The organism is Streptosporangium longisporum (genome assembly GCF_039534895.1).
Classification (GTDB): Bacteria; Actinomycetota; Actinomycetes; order Streptosporangiales; family Streptosporangiaceae; genus Streptosporangium; species Streptosporangium longisporum.
Map to the genome: position 1 here is coordinate 81,225 of NZ_BAAAWD010000001.1, position 23,963 is coordinate 105,187.

At 71.7% G+C, this 23,963-nt stretch carries 19 protein-coding genes and 1 pseudogene; 9 read left to right on the forward strand and 11 right to left on the reverse strand.

Annotated elements, in window-relative coordinates; genetic code table 11:
- Positions 1–7: 7 nt before the first annotated feature.
- From ABD832_RS00375 to ABD832_RS00395, 5 genes are all read right to left on the reverse strand, one after another.
- On the reverse strand, positions 8–745 hold the full coding sequence (locus ABD832_RS00375; RefSeq protein WP_344886716.1) for a Type 1 glutamine amidotransferase-like domain-containing protein: 738 nt from the start codon (positions 743–745) through the stop codon (positions 8–10).
- Between the two features lie 40 nt (positions 746–785).
- Positions 786–1,682 (reverse strand): TIGR01777 family oxidoreductase, encoded by an 897-nt coding sequence (locus tag ABD832_RS00380; RefSeq protein ID WP_344886718.1) that lies wholly within the window; start codon positions 1,680–1,682, stop codon positions 786–788.
- A 214-nt stretch (positions 1,683–1,896) separates the two neighbouring features.
- Complete coding sequence (gene sucB / locus ABD832_RS00385; RefSeq protein WP_344886719.1) at positions 1,897–3,459, reverse strand: 2-oxoglutarate dehydrogenase, E2 component, dihydrolipoamide succinyltransferase; 1,563 nt, start codon at positions 3,457–3,459, stop codon at positions 1,897–1,899.
- A 37-nt stretch (positions 3,460–3,496) separates the two neighbouring features.
- Complete coding sequence (gene lpdA, locus ABD832_RS00390) at positions 3,497–4,876, reverse strand: dihydrolipoyl dehydrogenase (protein WP_344886721.1); 1,380 nt, start codon at positions 4,874–4,876, stop codon at positions 3,497–3,499.
- 249 nt (positions 4,877–5,125) lie between these two features.
- Positions 5,126–6,658, reverse strand: a complete 1,533-nt coding sequence (locus ABD832_RS00395) for a leucyl aminopeptidase (RefSeq protein ID WP_344886723.1) — start codon at positions 6,656–6,658, stop codon at positions 5,126–5,128.
- Positions 6,659–6,748: 90 nt separating this feature from the next.
- On the opposite strand from ABD832_RS00395, the gene ABD832_RS00400 reads away from it, so the two are divergent.
- Together ABD832_RS00400 and ABD832_RS00405 are read left to right on the forward strand one after the other, a co-directional pair.
- Positions 6,749–7,096, forward strand: coding sequence for a GntR family transcriptional regulator (locus tag ABD832_RS00400; RefSeq protein WP_344886725.1), 348 nt, complete (start codon positions 6,749–6,751; stop codon positions 7,094–7,096).
- A 38-nt stretch (positions 7,097–7,134) separates the two neighbouring features.
- Positions 7,135–8,124: a DUF1648 domain-containing protein gene (locus ABD832_RS00405; RefSeq protein ID WP_344886726.1), complete on the forward strand. Its 990-nt coding sequence runs from the start codon at positions 7,135–7,137 to the stop codon at positions 8,122–8,124.
- Between the two features lie 130 nt (positions 8,125–8,254).
- Here the strand turns inward: ABD832_RS00405 and ABD832_RS00410 are convergent, their stop codons facing one another.
- A complete protein-coding gene (locus ABD832_RS00410) occupies positions 8,255–9,217 on the reverse strand; it encodes an adenosylcobinamide-GDP ribazoletransferase (RefSeq protein WP_344886727.1) in 963 nt (320 codons plus the stop codon).
- Positions 9,218–9,448: 231 nt separating this feature from the next.
- A complete protein-coding gene (locus ABD832_RS00415) occupies positions 9,449–10,411 on the reverse strand; it encodes a bifunctional adenosylcobinamide kinase/adenosylcobinamide-phosphate guanylyltransferase (protein ID WP_344886729.1) in 963 nt (320 codons plus the stop codon).
- 401 nt (positions 10,412–10,812) lie between these two features.
- On the opposite strand from ABD832_RS00415, the gene ABD832_RS00420 reads away from it, so the two are divergent.
- Complete coding sequence (locus tag ABD832_RS00420; RefSeq protein ID WP_344886731.1) at positions 10,813–11,019, forward strand: hypothetical protein; 207 nt, start codon at positions 10,813–10,815, stop codon at positions 11,017–11,019.
- Between the two features lie 243 nt (positions 11,020–11,262).
- Here ABD832_RS00420 and ABD832_RS00425 read toward each other — a convergent pair whose 3' ends face one another.
- Entirely contained in the window at positions 11,263–12,261 is a 999-nt protein-coding gene (locus ABD832_RS00425; protein WP_344886733.1) for an aldo/keto reductase family protein, read from the reverse strand.
- A 332-nt stretch (positions 12,262–12,593) separates the two neighbouring features.
- Positions 12,594–13,202, reverse strand: coding sequence for a DUF3043 domain-containing protein (locus ABD832_RS00430; RefSeq protein ID WP_344886735.1), 609 nt, complete (start codon positions 13,200–13,202; stop codon positions 12,594–12,596).
- Between the two features lie 144 nt (positions 13,203–13,346).
- On the opposite strand from ABD832_RS00430, the gene ABD832_RS00435 reads away from it, so the two are divergent.
- The 6 genes and pseudogenes from ABD832_RS00435 (at position 13,347) to ABD832_RS41970 (ending at position 19,503) form a co-directional block, all read left to right on the forward strand.
- Positions 13,347–14,192 (forward strand): PspA/IM30 family protein, encoded by an 846-nt coding sequence (locus ABD832_RS00435; RefSeq protein WP_344886737.1) that lies wholly within the window; start codon positions 13,347–13,349, stop codon positions 14,190–14,192.
- Positions 14,189–14,467, forward strand: coding sequence for a PspA-associated protein PspAA (pspAA, locus tag ABD832_RS00440; RefSeq protein WP_344886739.1), 279 nt, complete (start codon positions 14,189–14,191; stop codon positions 14,465–14,467). Before ABD832_RS00435 ends, pspAA begins: the two co-directional genes overlap by 4 nt.
- A gap of 653 nt (positions 14,468–15,120) precedes the next feature.
- The gene (locus tag ABD832_RS00445; protein WP_344886741.1) at positions 15,121–17,463 is read left to right on the forward strand and encodes a serine/threonine-protein kinase; all 2,343 of its coding nucleotides are present in this window, start codon (positions 15,121–15,123) and stop codon (positions 17,461–17,463) included.
- A gap of 416 nt (positions 17,464–17,879) precedes the next feature.
- Positions 17,880–18,197, forward strand: a pseudogene (locus ABD832_RS41965) (maleylpyruvate isomerase N-terminal domain-containing protein); the annotation flags it as partial.
- 25 nt (positions 18,198–18,222) lie between these two features.
- Positions 18,223–18,630, forward strand: a complete 408-nt coding sequence (locus ABD832_RS00450) for a maleylpyruvate isomerase mycothiol-dependent enzyme family protein (protein WP_344886743.1) — start codon at positions 18,223–18,225, stop codon at positions 18,628–18,630.
- A 615-nt stretch (positions 18,631–19,245) separates the two neighbouring features.
- Complete coding sequence (locus tag ABD832_RS41970; protein WP_425582558.1) at positions 19,246–19,503, forward strand: SIMPL domain-containing protein; 258 nt, start codon at positions 19,246–19,248, stop codon at positions 19,501–19,503.
- A gap of 130 nt (positions 19,504–19,633) precedes the next feature.
- Here ABD832_RS41970 and ABD832_RS00455 read toward each other — a convergent pair whose 3' ends face one another.
- Both ABD832_RS00455 and nadA read right to left on the reverse strand, forming a co-directional pair.
- Positions 19,634–19,852 (reverse strand): hypothetical protein, encoded by a 219-nt coding sequence (locus ABD832_RS00455; protein ID WP_344886745.1) that lies wholly within the window; start codon positions 19,850–19,852, stop codon positions 19,634–19,636.
- An 82-nt stretch (positions 19,853–19,934) separates the two neighbouring features.
- Positions 19,935–20,150 (reverse strand): quinolinate synthase NadA, encoded by a 216-nt coding sequence (nadA, locus tag ABD832_RS00460; RefSeq protein ID WP_344886747.1) that lies wholly within the window; start codon positions 20,148–20,150, stop codon positions 19,935–19,937.
- Between the last annotated feature and the right edge of the window lie 3,813 nt (positions 20,151–23,963).

Here is a 23,963-nt window from a genome sequence, read left to right on the forward strand (position 1 = left end):
TTCGTGGTCATGGTGTGAGAAGCCGAGGCTCGATGCGGAACTCCTTGGCGCCGCCCGACCCGTCGTGCTCCACCCGGTAGGCGTGGCCCCCCGGGCGCACGCTGACGGCCTGGATGAACTCGGTGCCCACGTAGTGCAGGGCGACGCCCTCGTCGGCGGCGTAGCCCATGGGCAGCTCGCCCGAGGCCACCGAGGCGTGCAGCAGCTCGCGCCGCTGGGGGTCGGAGTCGTAGTGGACGCCGCACGAGTAGGGGAGCAGGCCCAGGCCGTCGGACCAGGCCCGCAGCTCGGGCCCGAAGGAGTCGGTGTTGCCCCCCACGTGCCAGCACAGCGCCCCGGCGCTCTGCCCGCTCAGCACCACGCCCGCCCGCCAGGCCTCCTGGAAGATCTCGTCCAGGCCGTGCAGCCGCCACAGGGCCGCCAGGTTGGCCACGCTGCCGCCGCTGACGTAGATGACGTCCTGGCCGAGGACCCACTCGCGCGGGTCCTCGACGTTGGGCATCGGGAACACCGTCAGGTGGCTGACCTCGACGTCCCAGTCGCGGAAGGCGCCGTACATCTTCAGCAGCCACTCGGAGTCGTCGCCGGTGGCGGTGGCCAGCAGGCCCAGCCGGGGCCGGTCCTGGCCGCTCAGGTCCAGGGCGTACCGGAGCAGCGGGCTCGCCTCGATGAACCCGTAGCGGGCGGACGGGCGGAACGAGCCGCCTCCGATCGCGACGATGTGCGAATGCCCGGGCCTGCCCATGTCCGTCTCCCAGTGATCGGTGGTGGCTGAAACAGGGACCCTAGAGTACGGCGGCCAGTGCCTCGTCGAGACGCTTATGCCGGAACGTGTAACCGCCGTCGAGCAGGCGCCGCGGGAGCACCCGCTGGCCGCTCAGCACGCCCTCCTGGGCGAACTCGCCGAGCAGCGCGCGCAGCGCGAAACCGGGCACGGCCAGCGGCATGGTGGGCCGGTGCAGGGCCGCCCCGAGGACCCTGGTGAACTCCGCGTTGGTGACCGGCTCGGGCGCGGTCAGGTTCACCGGGCCGGAGATCTCCGGATGCGCGAGCAGGTACCGCACGGCGAGCACCCAGTCGTCGAGGGAGATCCACGACCAGTACTGCCGTCCCGACCCCAGCGGGGCCCCCAGCGCGGCCCTGAAGACCGGCAGGATGCGGGCGAGCATGCCACCCTCCGGGGCCAGCACCAGGCCGGTGCGCAGCAGCACGACCCTGATCCCGGCCTCCCGGGCCGGGGCCGTCTCCGCCTCCCAGGGCACCACGACCTCCCGCGCGAGGAACCCCTCGCCGGCGCCGGAGCTCTCGTCGACCGCCCGGTCCCCGGTGTCGCCGTAGAAGCCGATCGCCGAGGCCGACAGCAGCGTCGCGGGTCTCACGGTCAGGCCGGCCAGGGCGGCCGCCAGCGTCCGGGTCCCCTCGACCCTGCTGCGGACCACCTCGCGCTTGTGCTCGTCGCTCCAGCGCCTGTCCTCGATGCCCACACCGGCGAGGTGGATCACCGCCTCGGCGCCCTCCAGCACCGCGGGGTCGAGGACACCCTTGGCCGGGTTCCAGAAGGCCTCCTCGTCGCCGCGCGGCACCCGCCGGACCAGACGGACCACCCTGGCCCCGTCGTCCCGCAGGGCCTTGACCAGAGCCGTGCCCAGCAGACCGGAGGAGCCGGTCATGATGATCGTCATATCGCCCAATGTAATCGACCTCCCCTCCGCCTCTTCGGAAGGAGGGCGCCGCGCGGATTCGCGTCGTCCCCGCGGGTCCGGGCCCTCACGCAGCCGCCTCGGGGAGCGTCCGCCGGGGACGGGGACGGGGACGAGGGGCGGCCGGGCGGGGACGCCGCAACGCGCGGGGGCCGGCCCGCGACGTCGCGGACCGGCCCCGTGGGAGCGGAGAGGGCTAGCCGTTGAGGCCCAGCTGGTTCTCGAAGCGGCCCTCCTCCAGGCGACGCTTGATCGTCGTCAGGAAGCGGGCGGCGTCGGCGCCGTCGACCAGGCGGTGGTCGTAGCTGAGCGCCAGGTACATCATCGAGCGGACCGCGATGACCTCGCCGTCGGGGGTGTCCAGCACCACCGGGCGCTTGACGATCGCGCCGGTGCCCAGCATGCCGACCTGCGGCTGGTTGAGGATCGGGGTGTCGAACAGCGCGCCGCGGCTGCCGGTGTTGGTCAGCGTGAACGTGCCGCCGGTGATCTCGTCCGGGCTCACCTTGTTGGTACGGGTGCGCTCGGCCAGGTCGGCGATCTTACGGGCCAGGCCGGCGATGTTGAGGTCGCCCGCGTCCTTGATCACCGGAACCAGCAGGCCGCGCTCGGTGTCCGTCGCGAAGCCCAGGTGCTCGGCGTCGAAGTAGGTGACCTCGTTGGTCTCGCTGTTGATCGTGGCGTTCAGCTTGGGGTGCTGCTTGAGCGCCTCGATCGCGGCCAGGGCGAAGAACGGCGTGAACGTGAGCTTGACGCCCTCGCGACGCTGGAACTCGGCCTTCGCCGCCTCGCGCAGCCGCGCGATCTTGGTGACGTCCACCTCGACCACGCTGGTGAGCTGGGCCGAGACCTGCAGCGACTCGACCATGCGCTTGGCGATGGTCTGGCGCAGCCGCGACATCTTCTCGGTGCGCCCGCGCAGCGTGGTGTCCACCACGACCGGCTCGGGGGCCTGCGCCGGGGCCGATGCCTGGGCGGCGGCCTGCGGAGCCTGCGCGGCGGCCTGCGGGGCCGGGGCCTGGGCGGCGGCGGCCTGCTCGCGACGGGCGCGGGCGGCCTCCAGGACGTCCTGCTTGCGGATGCGGCCGCCGACACCGGTGCCGGTCAGCGACTCCAGGTCCACCCCGTGCTCACCGGCCAGCTTGCGCACCAGCGGGGTCACGTACGGGCTGTCGCCCGAGGACGGCGCGGGCTGCTCGGCGGACGGCGTCGCCGCGATGGGGGACGGCGGCGCGGCCGGGGAGGCCTGCACGGAGGCCGGAGCCTGCTGCGGGGCGGGCTGCTGCGCGGGGGCCTGCTGCTGCGGGGCCGGAGCCTGCTGGGCGGGCGCCTGGGCCTGCTGCGGGGCCGGTGCCTGCTGTGCGGCGGGCTGCTGGGCGGGGGCCTGCTGGGGGGCGGGCTGCGGGATGGAGGAGGCGGGCTGCGCCTGCTGCTGCTGGGGGGCGGGCTCCGGCTCGGGCTCGGGCTCCGGCTCGGGGGCCGGCTCCTGCGCCTGCTGCTGCGGGGCCGCGCCCTCGGTGCCGTTCTCGTCGATGACGGCGAGCTCGGCACCGACCTCGACGGTCTCGTCCTCGGCCACCACGATCTTCGTGAGGATGCCCGCGGCCGGGGAGGGGATCTCGGTGTCCACCTTGTCGGTGGAGACCTCCAGGAGTGGCTCGTCGGCCTCTACGCGCTCGCCCTCCTTCTTCAGCCAGCGGGTGACGGTACCCTCCGTGACGCTCTCACCGAGCTGGGGCATCTGTACGGACTTCGGCATGGGTGTCTTCTCTCGCGTTCCGAGTGAGGGCTTACGTTTAGTTGTGGACGTGGAGGGGCTTGCCGGCCAGCGCCAGCATCGCCTCGCCGACGGCCTCGGACTGGGTCGGGTGCGCGTGGACCAGCTGCGCCACCTCGGAGGGCAGGGCCTCCCAGTTGTAGATCAGCTGCCCCTCGGTCACGAGCTCGCCGATGCGGCGGCCGACCATGTGCACGCCGAGCACGGGGCCGTCCTTCTCGGAGATGATCTTGACCGCGCCCTGCGTCTGCAGGATCTGGCTCTTGGGGTTGCCCGCGAGGTCGTAGGTGAACTCGACGATCTCGTGGCCGCGCTCCCTGGCCTGTGCGGAGGTGATGCCCACCGAGGCGACCTCGGGGTCGGAGTAGGTGATCCGCGGCACGCCGTCGTAGTCGATCGGCACCGGGTTCAGGCCGGCGATGTGCTCGGCCACCAGGATGCCCTCGGCGAAGCCCGCGTGGGCGAGCTGCAGGGTCGGGATGAGGTCGCCGACCGCGTACACGTTCGGCACGCTGGTCTGGCAGAACTCGTTCACTGTGACGGTGCCGCGCTCGATCGCGATGCCCGCCTCCTCGAAGCCCATGCCCGACGAGACCGCGCCCCGGCCGACCGCGACGAGCAGCAGCTCGGCCTCCAGCGTCTTGCCGTTGGCCAGGCTGACGACCACGCCGGTGTCGGTGGTCTTGACGCCCTCGAAGAAGACCCCGAGCTCCTGCTTGATGCCGCGCCGGCGGAAGGCGCGCTCCAGCAGCTTGGAGCTGGACTCCTCCTCCAGCGGCAGCAGGTGCGGCAGGCCCTCGACGATCGTCACCTCGGCGCCGAAGGAACGCCAGACGCTGGCGAACTCCACGCCGATGACGCCGCCGCCCAGGACGACCACGGAGCCGGGCACCCGGTCGAGCCTGAGCGCGTGCTCGCTGGTGATGACCCGCTCGCCGTCGATCTCCAGGCCGGGCAGCGACCTGGGGGCCGAGCCGGTCGCGAGCACGATGTTGCGGCCCTCGTAGACGTCGGAGCCCACCGTCACCCGGTTCGGGCCCGCGAGACGGCCCTCTCCCTCGACGATGGTGATGCCCTTGCTCTTGAGAAGGCCCTGCACGCCCTTCCAGGCGCGGTTGACGATCTTGTCCTTGAACGCGTGCACGGCGGGCATCTCGATGCCCTCGAACCGCGCCTTGACGCCGTAGGTCGCGCTTTCCCGCGTCTCGTCGGCGACCTCCGCGGAGTGCAGAAGCGCCTTGGTGGGGATGCACCCCCGGTGCAGGCAGGTGCCGCCGATCTTGTCCTTCTCGATCAGAACGACCGTCTTGCCCAGCTCGGCCGCCCGCAGAGCGCAGGCATAGCCACCGCTGCCACCACCCAGGACGACGATGTCGTACGGGCCGCTGCCATCAGCCACAGGAAAGCTCCTTGTCGGATCGGAATACCGTGTTCGTCGTGTTCGTCGTGTTCACGGTCGCACCCCTCCCGGACCCCGTCCGGCCGCGCGGATCGCCGATCGCGTCCGCGCCGCCGCCGGTCCCGGCTCGGCGCCGCGCCGGGAGGCGCCCTCGGCCTGATCCCGGCAACCGCATCTTTTCATTTGTCCGCATCCCTCGTGACCCGCTTGCGCGGTGACGAGGGCCGGCCGGCGAGGGCCTCGTGGTGGTCACTCGCCCGCGTAACGCTCGGCCAGGCCCACCAGCGTCCGGGTGATGGCACCGGTGCCGCCCTTGGGCGTGTACCCGTGCGGCTCGCCCTTGTTGAAGGCGGGACCGGCCATGTCAATGTGTGCCCAACGGACTCCGTCCGGTACGAATTCCCGCAGGAAGATGGCGGCCGTGAGCATGCCGCCGAAACGCTCGGGGTGCAGGTTGGCGATGTCGGCGACGGGGGAGTCGAGACCCTTGCGGAGCTCGTCCGGCAGCGGCATGGGCCACGCGCCCTCGCCCTGCTCGCCCGCGGTCTCGACCACCTCGGCGCGCAGCGCGTCGTCGTTGGCCATGACGCCCACCGTCCGCCAGCCCAGCGCGACGATCTGCGCGCCGGTGAGCGTGGCCACGTCGACGATCACGTCGGGCTCGTCCTGGGCGGCGCGGGCGATGCCGTCGATCAGCACCAGGCGGCCCTCGGCGTCGGTGTCGAGCACCTCGACGGTCTTGCCGGAGTAGCTGGTGAACACGTCGGAGGGGCGCTGCGCGGTGCCGCTCGGCATGTTCTCGGCCAGGCAGAGGTAGCCCACCGCGTTGACCTTCAACCCCAGGGCGGCGATCGCGAGGATCGCGCCGAAGACCGCTCCGGCGCCTCCCATGTCCGACTTCATCCAGTCCATCGACGCCGTCGGCTTGAGCGACAGGCCGCCGGAGTCGAAGGTGATGCCCTTGCCGACGTAGGCGAGTCTCGTGCCGGCCTCGGGGTGGCTGTAGGCCAGGCGGACCAGGCGGGGCGGGTTGACCGACCCCTGGCCGACGGCGACGATGCCGCCGTAGCCGCCCTCCTTGAGGGCCGTCTCGTCCAGGACCTCCACCGACAGGCCGGCCTCGGCGCCCTTGTCCTGCACGATCTCGGCGAAGCGGGCCGGCCACAGGTCCGAGGGCGGGGTGTTGACCAGGTCGCGGACGAGCGAGACCGACTCGGCCAGGACGGTGGCGCGCTCGACCGCGGCCCGGGCCCCCTCGGCGTCGCTCAGCACGGTCAGCTCGGCCACCGGGGCGGTCTGCTCACCGGTGGTGCGGTACCTGTCGAAGGAGTAGGCGCCGAGCAGGCCGCCCAGGGCGACGGCACCGGCGGCGTCGGCGCTCGCGGCGGGCAGGGCCAGCGCCACGCGGCCGGTCCCGGCCAGGGCGCGGACGGCGGTGCCCGCGGCCCGGCGGAGCGCCTCGGCGTCGTAGCCGGACCCGTCCGCGGGGGCGTCGCCCAGGCCGACGGCGACCAGCAGGGGAGCGGTCAGCGCGCCGAAAGTGGGGATCTTGGAGACCTCGCCCGGCTTACCCTTGGCGCCCATGCCGGCGAGCGTGGTGGCCAGCCTGCCGCCGAGCGCCTCGTCGAGGCCCTCGGCCCCGGGCGCGGCGAGCAGGCCGTCCGGCCCGGTGTGCACTCCGACGACCAGGGCGTCGGAGTCGAACGAGACAGCGTTGTCACTTGGGTTCAGCCGCACAGTGGTCACGTAGGCCGATGCTAGTAGGGCTTTCACGGTACGCATAAACGAGGGTTCGTCCTACGAATTCTATCGCACGATGGTGCCACTCGGGGTGGCACCATCCGGGTCCATGGTGCTAATGTCGATAGCATCATGCTGATCACACTGGATCTGAACGATCCCCGGCCACTGCACGAGCAGGTGGCCGAGGCGATCAGGCGTGCCGTCGCCGAGGGGTCCTACGCGCCCGGAGACCGCCTCCCCCCGGCGCGGGACCTGGCCGCCGCGCTGGGGATCAACGCCAACACGGTGCTGCGCGCCCTGCGGGACCTGCGGGACGAGGGGGTCCTGGAGTTCCGGCGGGGGCGCGGCGTGAGCGTCCTCAACCGTCCCAACCCGCGCAGCGTCATCGAGGAGAAGCTGCGCTCCCTGCTCGCCGAGGCGGTCCAGTACGGCTACCGCCACGACGACGTCATCGAGCTCATCAGGGAACTGTCGTGACCGGGCCCCGGGGCCCGGTCCTTGGAGGGAATGATCGAATGAGTCTGCGAGCCCGTTTCCTGTCCGCGGCCGTCGGCTGGTTCGCGCTGGTGACCGTCGCGCTGACGGTGCCGGCGCTGACCCTTAGCGAGCGGCTGCCGGACCCGCTCGCGACGCACTGGGGCGTGTCCGGCGCCCCCGACCGCTCCATGTCGTTCGACGCCCTCCTGTGGTTCCAGGTGGGCGTGTGGGCGGTACTGGCGGGCGCGGCCGTCATGCCCTGCCTCGTCGGCCGCCTGTCGCTCAGGCGCAGGACGGCACGCATGAGCACCGGAGCCCTGCTGGGCGGTGGCGGCCTGTTCCTCCTGGGGATCGAGGCCGTCACGCTGACCGCCAACCTGGACGCCCCCGCCTGGTGGCGTGCCTCTCCCCTGGGGTGGGGCGTGCCGGTCGCGGTCCTCGGGCTGCTGGCGGGCGGCTGGCTCGGCGCCCTCGCGGCCAGGCCGGGTCCCGACGACGTCCCGGAGACCGGCGCGGTGCGGCGGCTCTCGCTGGGCGCCGACCAGCGCGCGGTCTGGGTCTCCTCGGTGCACAACGTCGCGTTCGTGGTCTTCGCCGGATCGCTGCTGGCCGCGGGGGCGGGGTGCGCCGTGTTCGCCCTGATCGGCGGCGAGGGCGTCCTGTGGGGCGTGGCGGGCACCCTGATCCTCGTGGGGCTGCTGGGCCTGGTCTTCAGCTCGGCACGCGTGCAGGTCACCGAGGAGGGCGTCGTGATCTTCTACGGTCCGCTCCGCCTGCCCCGGTGGCGCGTCCCGATCAGGCGGGTGGAGCGGGCCTGGTCGGAGAAGCTGTTCCCGTCCGCCGTCGGGGGCTGGGGCATCCGAGGCCTGCCGGGATCGGCCACGGTCATGCTCCGCGGCGGGGAGTGCCTGGTGCTGAGCTACGTCTCCGGTGGCCGGCTCGCCATCTCGATCGACGACGCCGAGAACGGCGCGGCCCTCGTCAACACCCTCGTGGCCAGGGAGTCCACCGGCCCCGGCGCCCGCTGACACCAACTGACGCCCGCACATCCGCCGGTTCGCCGGCCCGGTGTCACGGCGCCTGGGGTCCCTGAGGTCCCTCGCCCTCACCCCCGCCGCGGGAGGGCGGGTGGTGGTCCGGTCGGGGCCGTGCCGGAGCTCAGTTCGCGAGCACCGTGCAGGCCAGGAGCGTCGCCGCGGTGGAGGTCTCGACGAGGGCGCCGAGCACGTCACCGGTCACGCCGCCCAGCCGCCGTACGGCCCGGCGGCGCAGCGCCCAGGCCGCCAGCAGGCCCACCGCCACGGCCAGGGGAAGACCCCAGGGGGCGAGGAACGGCCCGAGGCCCGCGGTGAGGCCGTGGTCCAGAACGATCCCGTCACCGGGGACATAGCTCGTGTAACCGTATTCGCCCCCTTCGAAGGAGGGGGAGGCGTACCCGCCGAGGATGCCGAGATCGTGGACCCAGGCCAGCGCCGCCGTTGCCGCGAGCGTCAGCGCGGTGACGACCAGCACGGTGCCCCGCCGGACGGTGCCCGCGACCATCGCGCCGAGGCCGTCGGGGCGGGCGGACGGGACACCGGTCCGGCAGGCCCAGGTGAGGGCGAGGCGCCCGGCCGCGCAGGCCACGACCAGGGTGACCGGCCCCGCCCCCGCCCGGATCGCCTCGTGCAGGGCGGTCACCTGGACCAGCAGGGTGAGGACCAGCGTGACCACCCCGAAGGGGCCGATGTCCGACCGCTTCATGATCTCCAGAGCCCGCTCGGTGGGCCTCCCGCTGCCCAGCCCGTCGGCGAGGTCGGCCAGCCCGTCCAGGTGGAGTCCCCGGGTGAGCAGCGCCACGGTCGCCACCGCCAGTACCGATGCCGGGAGCGGGGTCACGGCCAGCCACAGGGAGATCGTCAGTACCAGCGCTCCGATGACCCCGATCGCCACCCCGACCAGTGGGGCGACCGCCATCGCGATCCCCGCGGCCCGGCGGTCGACCACACCCGGCCGGACCGGGAACACGCTCAGCGTGCCGACGGCGAGACGGATCCCGTCGGCCGTCGTCGAGGGCCTGTCCGGGGGGTCCGGTGGCTCCGGCGGTGCCGGGGGCGTGTCCGGGGTGGGGGGTGCGGGCATGACCGGTGATCCTAGCCCGCCCCGGTCGCACCCAGGCTGAGCAGGCCGGGGGCGGGTCGGTGGCGGATCCCCTCCGACCGGATTCGGTCAGGGAGACGGCCCGTGGCGCGTCCGGTCGGTCGAAGGTGATCGGCGTCGGCTCCGGTGGGGGCGGCCGGTGCCGGATCCGGTCGGAGGGGATGTGGTCAGGGAGACGGCCGACGTCGGGTTCGGCAGGGGAGACGGCCGGTGTCAGATCGGGCCGAGGAGGCGACCGGCGACGACGAGGCCGACGTCCTCCGACTCCATGGACAGGCGCTGGTTCAGGCGGCCGAGGGCGTCGCGGAACATCCGGCCGCTGGAGGTGTGCGGGACCACGCCGAGGCCGACCTCGTCGGAGACCGCCACCACCCGGACACGGGTCTGCCGCCAGGCCGCCACCAGTTCGTCGCACCGGGCCGCGACCGCGTCGAGACCCTCCCCGCCCGACCACGCCCCGCACTCGTCGAAGACGGCGGTGATCCAGGTGCCGAGCCCGTCGATCAGCAGCGGGCTCGTGGCGGACCGCAGTACCCCGGCCAGGTCGGTGGTCTCGGCGGTCCCCCAGTGGGCGGGCCTGCGGTCGCGATGAGCGCGGACCCGGCGCGACCACTCGGGGTCACCCTCTCCGGACGGCCCGGTCGCGACGTAGAGGACATCGGGCTCGGCCGCCAGCCGCAGTTCGGCCTCCGCGGACTTGCCGGACCGGCTGCCGCCGAGCAGCAGGGTCCGCCGGGGCAGGAGGGGTGGGGTGGGCGGGGGGTCGCGAAGGTCGATGACCGTGCCGTCCGGTACGGTCCGCACCCCCCACAGCGCGGTCCTGCGGGCGAGTTCGGCCTCCGTCGGCACCCGGTGGTCGACGTCGACGGCCACCACGTGCGTCCGTTCGCCCACCAGCCCCCGCCGCCGCAGGTCCCCCAGCCGCTCCGGCCGGTCCAGGACGTCCACCAGCACCATGTCCGGTTCCTCCGCCGGGCCGGTGGTCGCGTACGGGAACGGCAGGGCGGGGAGGGCGGCCGCGTACAGGATGCGAAGGCCGTCGGGCGTGGTGACGGTGAGGCCGTCGGGACCCGACCGGGCCTGGTAGCCGGGCGGCAGCGATCCGCCGGACGGAGGCAGGACGACAAAGCCGGACGACGGGAGGTCACCGTGGGGGACGGTGACGCCTGATGGCACGCGGGGAACGGGTCCTACGCGGGGAACGGGTGTTACGTGGGGAACGGGCCGGTCGGGCGTCAGGCAGGGACCGGGGTCGCCGGGCGGCAGGTGGGGGACAGGGCCGCCAGGTGGTACGCCGGGGGCGTCGAGCCGTACCGAAGTGCGGCTCCTGCCGCGGGGGACGCGGGCGCACGAGGCGCACCCGCACCCGGGGGCCGGCCAGCCCGCCGCGCTCGCCGTGCCGGAGATCAGGACCTTCACACCCGGTATCCCATCAGGTCGCCGAAGAGGTCAGGGCCTCGGCCCGGAGACGGAGTGCGGGACGTGATCACGCCTGCACGCCCGCGGGCGGCCCGGCGAGGTAGGGTTCGCTGAGCCGACGAGGGGCAACGGCGAGACCCGCGAGAAGGAGCTGTGGCATGACGTGGCGCTGGCGTTATGAAAACGCGAACGGTGGCGAGATGGTCGAGGGTGTGACGCCGTCCGACACGTTCCCCAGCCAGGCCGACGCCGAGTCGTGGCTCGGTGAAAGCTGGCGTGAGCTGCTGGACTCCGGGGTCGAGAAGGTCACCCTGCTCGAGGGCGAGCGCGTCGAGTACGAGGGGATGTCGCTGCGCCCGGAGTGAACCCCGGCAAGCAGGACGAACCGGAGCAACAAGCCGGACTGGCTTGAACAAGCCGGACGAGCCTGAACAAGCCGGAGCGAACACCGATAAACCGGGGTGAACCACCATGGACCACTGTGAACCCCGGCAAGCCTGAGTGAACCGGGCCGACCGGGAACGGCGGGCTCCCCGGCTCCCGCCGAGGCAGGGGCCGGGGAGCCCGCCGTTCCCGGTCCTCGCCGTGACGAGAGGCCGGACCGGAGGTCAGGGACGCTTCGGCGGGCTCACGGTCTTGGCGGGGTCACGCTCGACGACCGGGCCGAGAATGTCGTCGATCTTCTTCAGCACCTCGGCGTCCAGCTTCACACCGGAGGCCTTGACGTTGTCGCGGACCTGCTCGGGCCTGCTGGCGCCGACGATGGCGGAGGACACGTTCGGGTTCTGCAGCACCCAGGCCACCGCGAGCTGGGCCATGCTCAGGCCCAGGTCACCGGCTACCGGCTGCAGTTCCTGGACGCGGGTGAGCACGTCGTCGTTGAGCATCCGGGAGATGAAGTTGCCACCCGCGGGGTCGGTGGCCCGGGAACCCTCCGGGGGCGGCTGGCCCGGCAGGTACTTGCCGGTGAGCACGCCCTGGCCGATCGGCGAGAAGACGACCTGCCCGACGCCCTCCTTCTCGCTCAGCGGCACGATCTCGGCCTCGATGACCCGCCACAGCATGGAGTACTGGGGCTGGTTGGAGACCAGGCGGTCGAAGCCCATCTCGTCGGCGATCTTCAGTGCCCGGCCGATCTGCTCGGCGGTCCACTCGCTGACCCCGACGTACAGGACCTTGCCCTGGCGTACCAGGTCGTCGAAGGTCTTGAGGGTCTCCTCGAGCGGCGTCTCGTAGTCGAAGCGGTGCGCCTGGTAGAGATCGACGTAGTCGGTCTGCAGGCGTCGCAGCGAGCCGTGCAGGGACTCGGTGATGTGCTTGCGCGACAGGCCGCGGTCGTTGGGGCCCTTGCCCGTCGGCCAGTAGACCTTGGTGAAGATCTCCAGGGACTCGCGCCGGACGCCCTGGAGGGCGCGGCCGAGTACCTCCTCCGCCTTGGTGCCCGCGTACACGTCGGCGGTGTCGAAGGTGGTGATCCCCTCGTCGAGCGCCGCTCGCACGCACTGCTTGGCGGCGTCCTCCTCTACCTGGGAACCGTGTGTGATCCAGTTGCCGTAGCTGATCTCACTGACCATGAGACCGCTTCGGCCAAGGTGGCGGAATTCCATGGTCCGACCTTAACCGCCGGGATGATTACAGATGATTCGGGATGCTCTGTCGGGCGTGTCGGGCTCAATGGGGTACGCGACGTGCCGGTGCCACCTCGTGAAGAGCTCCCGGGTCCCGGAATCCGGAACCCGGGCGGTGAATCCACGGCCCGTCCCCGGCCCGGACGGCCGTCGAGCGGGACCCCGCGAGAACCCCCTGCGGAGAACTCTCCCGGAACCTCGGATCAGCGCGAGGAGAAATCACCGGAAATCCCCCGCAAGAGCCCTGAAAGAGGAAAACCCCGCCCCCGAAACGGGGGCGGGGCTCGACGTGCCGTCCGCGGGCGCGGGCGTCAGTTCTTCGGCGGGACGGGCCTGCCGCCCGGCAGCACGGCCGGGGGCGGGAAGCGCAGCTTGCGGATCTGCAGCGCGCGCATGGCCGCGTAGAAGCCGACCCCCTTGAGGTTCTCGTCCGGGAACTTCTCCGCGGCGAGCTTCTTCACCTTCCACGACACCCAGATCGAGGTGAGCAGCACGCCGACCATCATGAGCGGCCAGCCGATCGTGATCACCGCGACGTAGATGTACCCCCGCACGCTCGCCGGGAAGGGGATCCAGGTCAGCAGCAGGATCAGGATGGAGAACGGCAGGAAGTACTGGCTCACGATGCGCCGGGAGTCGACCCAGTCGCGCGCGAACTTCCTGGCGGGCCCCTTGTCGCGCGCGGGGAAGTAGCGCTCGTCGCCGCGGAGCATGCCCTCGCGGGCCTTGACGCGGTCGTTCGCCTGGCGCTCGCGAAGCTGCCGGTAGGCCTCTTTGCGGTTCTGAGGGGCGTTCACCGGCTGCCGGCGACGACCTTCGGCGTCCCGGCGCTTGGGTGTGGGACGCCCCTTGCCCGCAGGCTTAGGATCGTTGGCGGAGGCGGGGGAGTCGTCCGCGGTGGTCTGGGTACGTCGGAACACATGGCCAGCCTACCGGGACTGCAACTTAGTGACGCCCCCGCGCGTTATGCGTAGGGTGAACCCTATGGTGGCTCCGGTGCTTTTCGGGGGCCGGGATCACTGGGTGGCCCGAAGCGCACGTAAAGAAGGGGACGGCCGACGCGCATGAGCGTGATGAAGAGACTTTCGCTGATCTTCAGGTCCAAGGCGAACAACGCGTTGGACAAGATGGAAGATCCTCGCGAGACCCTGGACTACTCATATCAGCGCCAGCTGGAGTTGTTGCAGAAGGTGCGCCGCGGTGTGGCGGACGTCGCCACCTCGCGCAAGCGCGTGGAGCTTCAGATCAACCAGATCGAGGCGCAGTCGCGCAAGCTCGAGGAGCAGGGCCGCAAGGCGCTGGGGGTCGGCCGTGAGGACCTGGCCCGTGAGGCGCTGACCCGTCGTGGCGGCCTGCAGACCCAGATCGCCGACCTTCGTGTGCAGCACGACAACCTGCAGGCCGAGGAGGAGAAGCTCACCACGGCCTCCCACCGGCTGCAGGCCAAGGTCGACTCCTTCCGTACCAGGAAGGAGACGATCAAGGCGACCTACACCGCGGCCGAGGCGCAGACGCGGATCAACGAGGCGTTCTCCGGCATCTCCGAGGAGATGGGCGACGTCGGCCTGGCGATCCAGCGCGCCGAGGACAAGACGGCCTCCATGCAGGCCCGCGCGGGCGCCATCGACGAGCTGCTGGCCAGCGGCGCGCTCGACGACTTCAGCGGCCAGCGCGGCGACGACATCCAGGCCGAGCTCGACCGCATGGGCGGCGGGCACGACGTGGAGCTGGAGATCGCGCGGATGAAGGCCGAGCTCGGCCAGGGCACCGGCCCGCAGGGGGCGATCACGTCCGGTCCGGGTCAGCAGCAGCCCCAGCAGCAGCCTCAGCAGCCGCCCCAGTCCCAGCAGTACCCGCAGCAGCAGGACAACCAGACCCAGCAGCTGCGTCAGCCGGGGGAGGGCCAGTGATCGTCCGCATCATGGGGGAGGGCCAGATCGACATCTCCGCGGCCGACCTCGACGTGCTCAACACGCTGGACGCCGAGCTGGAGGCCGCCATCGAGGCCGGCGAGGAGGAGGCCTTCCGCACGCGGCTGCACGCCCTGCTCGACCGGGTCCGCCACGTCGGCAAGGCCCTGCCCGACGACAGCCTGGAGTCCTCGGAACTGATCCTCCCGCCGGCCGACGCCTCCATGGAGGAAGTGCGGGAGATGCTCGGCAACGAGGGGCTGATCCCGGGCTAGTCCGGCCCTGTGGCACGGGCCCGGTCCCCCCGGGCCGGGGCCCGGCCGGACGCCTGACCGTGTTCCCGCTCGGGCCGCTCCCCGTGGTCGTCGTGGCCGTGACGACCGCGCCGGGCGTCCGGGCCGTCACGATGCCGCCGATCGCAGGCCCCGGCGTGCCCGCCGTGCTCACCGTGTCCCCCGGTCCCGCGTCGGTGCCCCCGGTCCCGCGTCGCCCGCGCTCGTGAGACCCCGTGGTCCACGTGACCACGGGGTCACCGCGTCGCTGCGTCGCTGCGTCGCTGCGTCGCTGCGTCGCCCGGACGCGCGGTGCGGCCCGCCGGTTCAGCGTCGGTTCAGCCTCGATGCCGCGCCGACGTGATGCCGGTGCATCGCCGACGTGATGCCGGTGCGCCGCCGGTGCGTGCCGCTTCACGAGGCCGCGCACCCCTTCGATCGCCCCCGGCCGCCGGTACGCCGCGCCGCTCGTCCGGCCCCGTGACGGGGCCCGTACCCCTCCCGTTCCGCCCGTCCCCGGCCCCGTCCGGGCCGTGCCCGCAAACCCCGTGGAACGCGCCATTGCGGCTCGTCCGGCTTGCGGTTTGATGTACGTCCTGTGACCCTTTGCCCCCACAATGGGACCCGGAAAGCGCGTACGGGAGAAGGGTGTGACCATGGCGGACCTCGCGTCCTTGCGGCCCGGGGATCCCGAGCAGGTGCGGGAGTACCGGCTCACCGCACGTCTCGGCGAGGGTGGTCAGGGAACGGTCTTCCTGGGCGAGTCCCCGGCGGGGGTGCGGGTCGCGGTCAAGCTGCTCCGCGCCGACCTGGCGCAGGACGAGGAGGCGATGGAGCGCTTCGTCCGCGAGGTCAGCACGACCCGCAGGGTCGCGCCGTTCTGCACCGCCGCGGTGATCGACACCGGCGTCGAGGCGCACCGCCCGTACATCGTCAGCGAGTACGTCGACGGCCCGACCCTGGACGCGGTGGTGGACGGTGAGGGCCCGCGCGAGGGTGCCGCGCTGCACCGCCTGGCCATCGGCACGGTCACCGCGCTGGTCGCCATCCACCAGGCCGGGATCGTGCACCGCGACTTCAAGCCGTCCAACGTGCTGCTGGCCCAGGACGGCCCCCGGGTGATCGACTTCGGCATCGCCAAGGCCCTCGACCGCACCTCCACGCTGACCGCGATGGCGATCGGCACCCCCTCCTACATGACCCCCGAGCAACTGGCCGGGGAGAACGCGGGATCCCCCGCGGACATGTTCGCCTGGGGTTGCACGATGGTCTTCGCCGCCACCGGGCAGCCGCCGTTCGGCACCGACAGCCTTCCGGCGATCTTCAACCGGATCATGAACATGGAGCCGGACCTGTCGGCGATCGCCGACCCGGCCCTGCGCGACCTGGTCGGGCAGTGCCTGTCCAAGGACGCGGACCGGCGGCCGACGGCGGGCGAGGCGCTGCTGCGGCTGCTCGGCCACGCGGGCGGCCCGGCCGGTGCCGTGGCGCCCACCGCGCCCCGCGGCATCCTCGCCGAGGGGTCCGCCGCCGCGGCCCAGCAGACCGGCCCCGGCTCCGGCCCTGACCGGCACCCGGCGGGGGACGGGTCCGGGCCCGGGTGGACCCGCTCCACGGGCGACGACCACGTCCGGCAGGACCAGCGGGCCCACCAGAGCGGGCACCAGGACCGGTGGGCCCAGCAGGGCGGGCATCAGGACCGGCAGGCGCTCGCCTGGCAGAGCGGTCCCGGCGGGGGGCTCCCCGTCCAGGACCCGCGCGGCTCCGACCCCCGGGGCCTTCCGGGGCACTCCGGGCCTGTCGGGTACCCGCAGCCCGGCCCCCCGCAGAACTCCGACCCCCGCGGCCGGCCGGGATGGCCCGGGCCGCAGGCTCACGACCGGCAGCCCGGCCTCGCGTACGACCCCGGGCCTCAGCGTGGTCCCGGCCTGCCGCACGACCCCGGCCCGCACGGTCACCCGGGCGTTTCCGGGCCGCAGGCGTACGCGCAGCGGCCCGGACCGCCGCAGGTCTCCGATCCGCGCGGTTACCCGGGAGGCCCCGGACCGGCCGGGTACCCGCAGAACTCCAACCCGCACGGCTCGGCCGGGTACGCGCAGAACTCCAACCCCCGCGGTTCGGCCGGCCCCCCGCAGAACTCCAACCCCCACGGCTCGATCGGGTACCCGCAGAACCCCGACCCGCGCGGCCCGTCCTGGCAGCAGGGGCACCCCGGTCCCGGCGGGTACCCGGGCCAGGGAGGGCACCCGCCGGACCCGCGGCAGCCCCACCGGGCGTACCGGGACGACCCGGGAGCCCCGTCCCACCCCGCGTACCCGGGGCAGGGGGCACCCGGCCGGCGGAAGGTGGGGTTCGTGATCGGCGGCGCCCTGCTGGCCACCGCCCTGGTCGCCGGGGGCGTCGTGCTGGCGACGCTCCCCGACACCGGCACCGGAGGGACGGGCACCGTCCGGACGGGCGGCACACCGGGGGCGAGCACCGCGGCCTCCACCCCGGCGCCCAGCCGCTCCGAGCTGCCGCGCGCCACCAGCACGATCAAGCTTCCCGGCAGCGCGCTCACCCTCCACGAGAGCGACCAGGACCCGATCAGGCTGAGTTCGTACAGCCTGGAGTGGGACAAGAACCTCTACGTCCGCCAGGCCGGGAACGGCCGGTTCGTCAAGAACGACACCTACTTCCAGTACACGGTCAACGCCACGGGCACCCAGGCGCTGGGCACCGACCGGATGTACGACGCGCAGAGCTACTCGATCGTCTCGGTGGTGAACCACCGCACCGGCGCGGCGAGCAGGATCAGGATCACCAAGGCCCCGGTCTACCCGACGCTGCCGCAGTGGTCGCCGGACGGCAGGCGCGGCCCTGGTGACGCTGTACGAGGCCGTCGGCGACACCAGCAAGGCGTACGGCTTCGCGATCATCGACGTGTCCGCCAGGAAGGCGAGGATCGTCCGGGTCAGGGAGAAGGACGCGGGCAGGTGGAGCTACTTCTGGCGGGGTGACGGCCGCGCCGTCGGCACCTGGGCACTGGACGGCAAGACCCAGCGCATCCGCTTCTACGACCTCAAGGGCACCGTGCTGCAGACCCTGCTGGACGTGGGCGCCCCGATCACCGTGGAGGGCGACGACACCTCGCCGTCCGGCTCGTCGCTGATGACCTACTGCAAGGGGACCAAGAAGGAGATCTGCGTCTGGTCGACGACGGCGGACGGCCCGCCGAAGGTCCGCATCCCGTTCCCGACCGAACGGCTGATCGGCTGGTACGACGACGAGCACATCGCGGGCTGGCGGCGCAAGGGCTCCGGCTACGAGGCGGTGGTGTTCGACTTCACGGGACAGGTCCGCAGGGTCCTGGTCACCAGCACCGACGCCAAGGAGTACGAGAAGCAGTTCATGCGCTTCACCCGGGAGGACTGACATGCGCGAGTGGACCCACGAGGAGCACGCCCGGGCCGTCGGCACGGAGATCACCCGCATGGCCGAGGTCCTGAAGGGCCGGGACATGTCGGCTCCGGTGCCGACCTGCCCCGGCTGGGACCTGGCGGAACTCGTCGTCCACGTCGGCGCCGTGCACCGCTGGGCGGCCGCGCTGGTACGCGAACTGGCCCAGCGGGGCCGCAACGTCGCCGACGTGGACCCGGGCCTGCCCGCCGACGTGGGCGACTACCCGGCCTGGCTCGGTGAGGGGGCCGTCCTGCTGCCCGAGGCCTGCTCTCCGGGAGGCCGAGGCGCCGATGTGGGCCTGGGGCGGGGACCGGCGGGTGCGGTTCTGGTCGAGGCGGACGCTGCACGAGACCGTGGTGCACCGGATGGACGCCGAGCTCGCGCTGGGCCTCCCGGTCTCCGTCGACGAGGACGTGGCCGCCGACGGGGTGCAGGAGTTCCTGGAGGTGCTGCCGTACGTGCGCTGGCAGCCGGGGGTGAAGGAGCTCAGGGGCACGGGCGAGACGATCTCCCTGCAGGCCGGCACCGGGGCGGGATGGGTGATCACCCTCGATCCCGACCGCTTCCACCACCGCCGGGAGGTACGGGCGGGGGACGTGACCGTCCGCGCCGCCACCTCGGCCGACCTGCTCCAGGTGCTGTGGGGACGGTGCGACGCCGGCGACCACGTCGTCGAGGGCGACACCGCGCTGCTGGCCCGGTGGCGCGAGCTCACCCGGATCTGACCCCGTCCGGGAATCTCCCGTCATCTCCTCCGGAAACCACTCGGACCCACCCGAGCCCGGCCGGGTGCGGGTAAACGTCCGTACCGGGATTCGGCCAAGACACGACAGGCCCCGCGGCGGGCGCGCCGCCGCGGCCGGGACCCCGTGATGCCATGACCTTATGATCAAGATGTCACAGGCGTGGTCTCGGCCGCCTCGTCTACGCCGGGCTGTTCGGCACGGCACCGCGCTCGCCGACGCCGAGCCCGCCACGGCGGCCGTCGAGTGGACCGTCCCCAAGATCACCGTGACGGGGGAGGGCGTGATACTGTCGGTCACCCCCGAGTCATGCGCTGGACACCGGTGTGGAGGTGCCGCCGTCCCACCGCGGGCGAGGCCTTCACCGCCGCCCGCGCCGCCGCCGCCGCGCTGACGCGGCACTGCTCGCGGCCGGGGTCGCGGCCAAGGACCTCAGGACGACGAGCTCTCCCTGGGGCCCGAGTACAAGGATATCCCACGATCTCCGGCTACCGGCCGCGCAGGCGTCGAGGCCGTGTCAGGAACATCGACTCCGCGGACGAGGTGGTGCGCGACGCGGCGGTCGCGGGCCGGTGAGGCGTGTCCGGCTGGACGGGCGTGTCGTTCGAGGTCCTCCGACAACCGCGTGCGCTCAGGGCGGCGCGCGAGATCGCCTTCAGGGACGCCAGGGCCCGTGCCGTGCAGTACGCCAAGCTCGCCGGCGCCAGCTCGGCACCCCTGGAGAGATCAGCAGCAGAGCTTCACCCGCCGGACACCGGTCTACGGCGCAGCCGGGATCGCGGACAACAAGGCCTCGATCAGCACCGGCCGCCGCGACGTGTCGGTCAGCGTCAGGGTGGGTACGAGCTGGAGTAGGCCCCAGCCCGGGCGGTGTCCCCCGATCGCCCCCGAACCCGGGTGTACGCGAACAGGTTCCCGGCACCCGGCGGGCCCCGGCGGGTCGACCACCGCCGGGGCCCGTCCCCGCTCCCCGCCCGGCCCGTGATCACGGCCCAGGGAGGGTCAGGGCGCCAGCATCACGGTCCAGCGCGACCTTGGCACAGTGGGCGGTGTCGTCGTCCACGGTGATCTGGTTGACGACCTGGCCTGCGGCGCGAGCGGACTCCAGCGCCCAGACCAGGTGCGGCAGGTCGATCCGTTCATCGTGTCGAGCAGTAGTCAGACGGTCCGGTCCAGGAACGTCCACGTTATTGTCGGGGAACATGGCGCCGAGCCGCTTGACAGGTTCAGCTCGGTGCCCACCGCCCAGGAGGACCCGGCGGAGCCTGTTCGATCTTCTGATGATGTTACTCGGTCGAGCCGACGTGGTCGGCCTTGGTGACACCTCGTGCTGCACGGGTGGACCAGCACGTGACCCCGGGGATGCGGGCGCGCACGTCGTCCACGCAATGGGCGCTGAAGCGGCCGTGCACCGAGCAGTGCCCCTTCCACAGGATGACCGTGGCCGCGGCCAGCCGCTCGGGGGTCAGGCCGCCGCCCGGCCGGTGCGGGTCGTAGACCACGCAGTCGTCACAGGCTCAGGCCCATCTCCAGCACCGCGGTGTGTGCGGCCCAGGTGCTGGTCGGGCAGGAAGAGCACCTTCTCGCCGCGCTGAGAAGGCCCACTCCAAGGCGCGCCCTGCGTTGGAGAGGTGCAGACGGCACCGCCGTTGGCGCCGCAGAACGCCTTGATGCTACGGCACGCGCTGTGCGGAGCTCATGTACGGTCGACGGGGACGGACGTCCGCGATCCGGCGTCCTGGCAGCACCTGCCCACACAGCACTCTCGGTACCTGTCGAAGGGGCCATGCTCGGCCATCGCGAGCACCACGCCGCACAGGTCGGCAGCACGACCTTCTGCGCATGAGCGGAGGTGAGGATAGTTCGCGGACTCGGCCATGTAAAGTGTCACGCCAAGCAGAAGACGATGCGTACGTCAGGCTGTCCGCCGCGTTGCCGCGGCCCTCGGGCGTAGCTTGACGAGTCGCCGTCACTGTCGGCGAACCGGATGAACTCGTCCGCGCTGTGTAGTGGGTGCCACGACGGAAGACCCGCTCGCCGAGCCGCCGCCTTGCCGCCGGGCGCGCTCCACCAGCGCCGGGTCGTGACGGCGGACGGCAGCTCGCCGGGCATCAGTTGTCGACGCCGCTGCTCGTCGTGCGGGTCGACACCCCTGACCGTGCAGACGAAGAATGCGGAGCAGCCGGGTCCTATCGTGGTTCGTCATCGGCGCACATCTCCTTATCGTCGAATGTGACGACGTAATGATGAACCACACGTCCCGCAGGTCCACGTTCGCGGAGGCGGGTCCCGGATCCGCCGAGGAGTCTGCGCCCTTCCACGGAATTGTGCCCGGACGGGAGGTTGTTTGGTAGGCGTCTGAGAAAGGACGTCATACACAAGACAGCCGTTATCCCGGGGGAGCGGCTGACGCAGACGCGGGCAGGTCACCACAATTCGGTTGAGAGCAGCCATACCCACGGCGCAGGGCCTGATCCTCCGTTCCGCTGGCCGCCGCGGAAGGTCCAAGAGCCTTCTGGAGCGAGCAGGCGAGGAGGACTGCCAGCTGCGCGTGGTCCGTGCAGGCCACGGTGGCCTGTTTTCCGGCCTGCGCTACCACTCTTCTCTTCGGACGACCGTTTCGATGGACGTCGGACGTCCGTCTCCGACTTCCGACGGCGTGAGCGTGGTCACCGCCGATGGAGCGCCCCTACCTGGTGGGTGCCACCAAAGTCGACGTTTCGTCGACACGATCGAGGAAGCAGGGGTATTCACGATCCCGACAACCCCAACGCACGGGTTCGTGCGCGTGCGGGCGATCTCGTTCAACTGACAGGCGCGCACGGCCGGGCCGGGAACGGGGTCGGCTCGGTCCCGTAGGTATCGAGAGTCGGAGGAAAGGCCCCGCGGGAATGACATCCGTCACCCCGCCGGGGCCCTTCGCTGCGCCCGCGCTGTCGCGTATTCTTGCCGAGGCTCGACGCCCCTGTTTCTCCAGATGCCGACAACGAGAAACAGCCCCGTGGCATCGTGCCGTCACCGGCTCCATCGCGACCGACCACCTGAGGGACCGCTTCCCCGGGCGTCTTCGGCCGACCACTTCATCGCCGAGCAGCTCGACCGGTTGTCCCCGTCGTTCCTGGTTGACGACCTGCAGATCCGCCCGTGGCGCTGACGCGGCAAAACGTCGCCTTCGCATGGGGCTGCCTGGTTGCGGCCGTCCTTGGTCGGCGCGTGTCGGCGCGGACTCGTCCGGACAATACCTCTTCCCTGCTGGGAGCGGATCACGGGGCAGTCGACTTGTGACTCCGTAGCCGTCTCCGAGGTCCCACCACACCGCCGTATCCTGTCACATCCACCGAGGACGCGGACGCACCAACAGATCGCCTCGTTCTACCCGGCGCGGATACGCCGAGGCCCGCCCTGATCCGAACTGGTCCCCCAAGAAGATCATTCGGTCGACCGGCTCGGTGCGGCCCTGGACTCGTGGTGCTGATCAGGTCCCAACGCCCCGAGGGGATGCTCAGGCACACCGGACGAGGCGCTGCCAGCGGGCAATCCCGTTTAGCGGTCGTCCGACGCCCTCCATCCGTCAGCTCGCCCCGCGATTGGCCCGGGACCAGATCCGCCAGCCCGTCCGACGGTGCCGCCTACCTGGTTTGCGGCACGACTAACGAGAACTATAGCCATGATCGAGCCAGAAAGACCGCTGGAGTGGCGACGTCCGGAGATTCCTCCGGACCGGGTTCGCCGGGTCCCGCGTCACCCACGGCTCGGTCGCCAAGGCGTTCGGTCATACGACCGACAAGGGCGAGCCTGTCCCTGCACATCCCCGCCGCGCCCAGCGTCGGCAAGGCGACTCAACCGAGGGTGGGCGACGCCTTCCCCCCCCCCCACCCCCCCCCCGCTCCGCTTCCTGTCCGCCGTGGCCTGTGGGGCTTGCCCCTGAGTGCGCTGCGGCCGGGTCCGGCAAACCTCGATCGCCGACCACGTCCCTGGAGGCGCGTCCGCGGCCAGGAGTTATCGAGCTCGCCGGAAGGTCTGTCCTGGAGCGCCTTCACCGGCCTACGGCGTCGACCCGTCCCTCGGACGTGTCGGGCTTCCTGAACTGCCACTACGCTGATCCGGCGCAATCTCGCCGCCCTCCGGTTGGCCCGGGGCCGTCACCCGTACCGGTACCCGAGCCGTCGCAAGAAAAAAAAAAAAAATGTGTCCACTAAGAATTGGGTGCGCCCCGTGCCCCGCCGCGCCCTCGCGCCGCGGCCTGGTCGCCGGCCGGGGTTCCCGGCCGCCCGTGTTTTTCCCGGCCGTCCATGTTTCCGGTCCGTTCCGTTTTCCCCTCCGCGCGGTGCGTTCCGGCCCGTTCCGCGTGCCCGTGGTCCGTACCCGTGTCCGTGCGCGGGTACGGGGTTGTCAAGCTGCCCTCGGTAGACGCGGTCAGACGAACTCGGCCATCTTGTCGTCCGGCAGGTGCTGTGGGCCACGGGTCTTGCCTCGCTGATCAATAGCCGATCGATGCCGGCCGTTCTCATCACCGGCAGCCGCCGTATCTGCGGTTCTGCTCCAGTCCTTGGCACAGCTGCGCTCCTGGTCGACGCCGGCGTCCGCGGAGACCCAGACCCAGGACCGGGGCCAGCTCCCCGTCGGTGCGATCTTGGACGGGTCGCTGACCGTGGGCCTACGCACTTGATCACGATGTCGCGGTCGGTGCTGATCCCCTTCAGCCCGGTCGGGTCGCTTGCCGCAGATGGGCAGGGCGCGCGCAGCGTTCATGTCGCCGCATCATCCTGCGCGCAGAGCCGTGATTCGAGCGGTCTCGTGTGGCCCTCGACGACGCTGACCCCGGGCTCCATCAGATCACTGGCTCGGTCTCACCGTGCTCATGTTTCGTCCCCCGATTCCTCTGGTCGGACGTTACGGAGGGTACCATACCTGGTTTTAAGGGCAGATCAGTAATTACGCCGCACGGTTCTGGATGGCCCAGCCCCGCTGGGTGAGCTCAGTAACTGTCCACGTGCCGGACGACTTCACGCCGGCACCACGCGGGGATTCGTTGAAGGCGGCTGGGATCGTCGGCCATCACCGAGACGATCCCAGTTGAGCGGCACGACAGGTATGATCATGCTCGGACCAGCATGATGAATGGGATCGGGGCACTTCTTGCCCAACGCGTCGATGGTCAGGGCCGGAGGCTGGGCGCGAATCCGCCCCGGGTGGCCCTGGCTGGAACGTCAGTGACCTTCTCACTTCCCCGAAAATTTGATTCCACAGCTATTACCCTAGCTCACTGATAGCAGTGCATAGTCACTACCCCTGGGAAGGGGTGCCAGGCGGTC

Coding starts and splice junctions, on each gene's coding strand:
- ABD832_RS00425 (WP_344886733.1), bottom strand. CDS start 12,261: ATGGAATTCCGCCACCTTGGCCGAAGCGGTCTCATGGTCAGTGAGATC.
- ABD832_RS00420 (WP_344886731.1), top strand. CDS start 10,813: ATGACGTGGCGCTGGCGTTATGAAAACGCGAACGGTGGCGAGATGGTC.
- ABD832_RS00400 (WP_344886725.1), top strand. CDS start 6,749: ATGCTGATCACACTGGATCTGAACGATCCCCGGCCACTGCACGAGCAG.
- ABD832_RS00445 (WP_344886741.1), top strand. CDS start 15,121: ATGGCGGACCTCGCGTCCTTGCGGCCCGGGGATCCCGAGCAGGTGCGG.
- ABD832_RS00410 (WP_344886727.1), bottom strand. CDS start 9,217: ATGCCCGCACCCCCCACCCCGGACACGCCCCCGGCACCGCCGGAGCCA.
- ABD832_RS00405 (WP_344886726.1), top strand. CDS start 7,135: ATGAGTCTGCGAGCCCGTTTCCTGTCCGCGGCCGTCGGCTGGTTCGCG.
- ABD832_RS00435 (WP_344886737.1), top strand. CDS start 13,347: ATGAGCGTGATGAAGAGACTTTCGCTGATCTTCAGGTCCAAGGCGAAC.
- ABD832_RS00395 (WP_344886723.1), bottom strand. CDS start 6,658: ATGCGTACCGTGAAAGCCCTACTAGCATCGGCCTACGTGACCACTGTG.
- ABD832_RS00455 (WP_344886745.1), bottom strand. CDS start 19,852: ATGTTCCCCGACAATAACGTGGACGTTCCTGGACCGGACCGTCTGACT.
- ABD832_RS00375 (WP_344886716.1), bottom strand. CDS start 745: ATGGGCAGGCCCGGGCATTCGCACATCGTCGCGATCGGAGGCGGCTCG.
- sucB (WP_344886719.1), bottom strand. CDS start 3,459: ATGCCGAAGTCCGTACAGATGCCCCAGCTCGGTGAGAGCGTCACGGAG.
- ABD832_RS00380 (WP_344886718.1), bottom strand. CDS start 1,682: ATGACGATCATCATGACCGGCTCCTCCGGTCTGCTGGGCACGGCTCTG.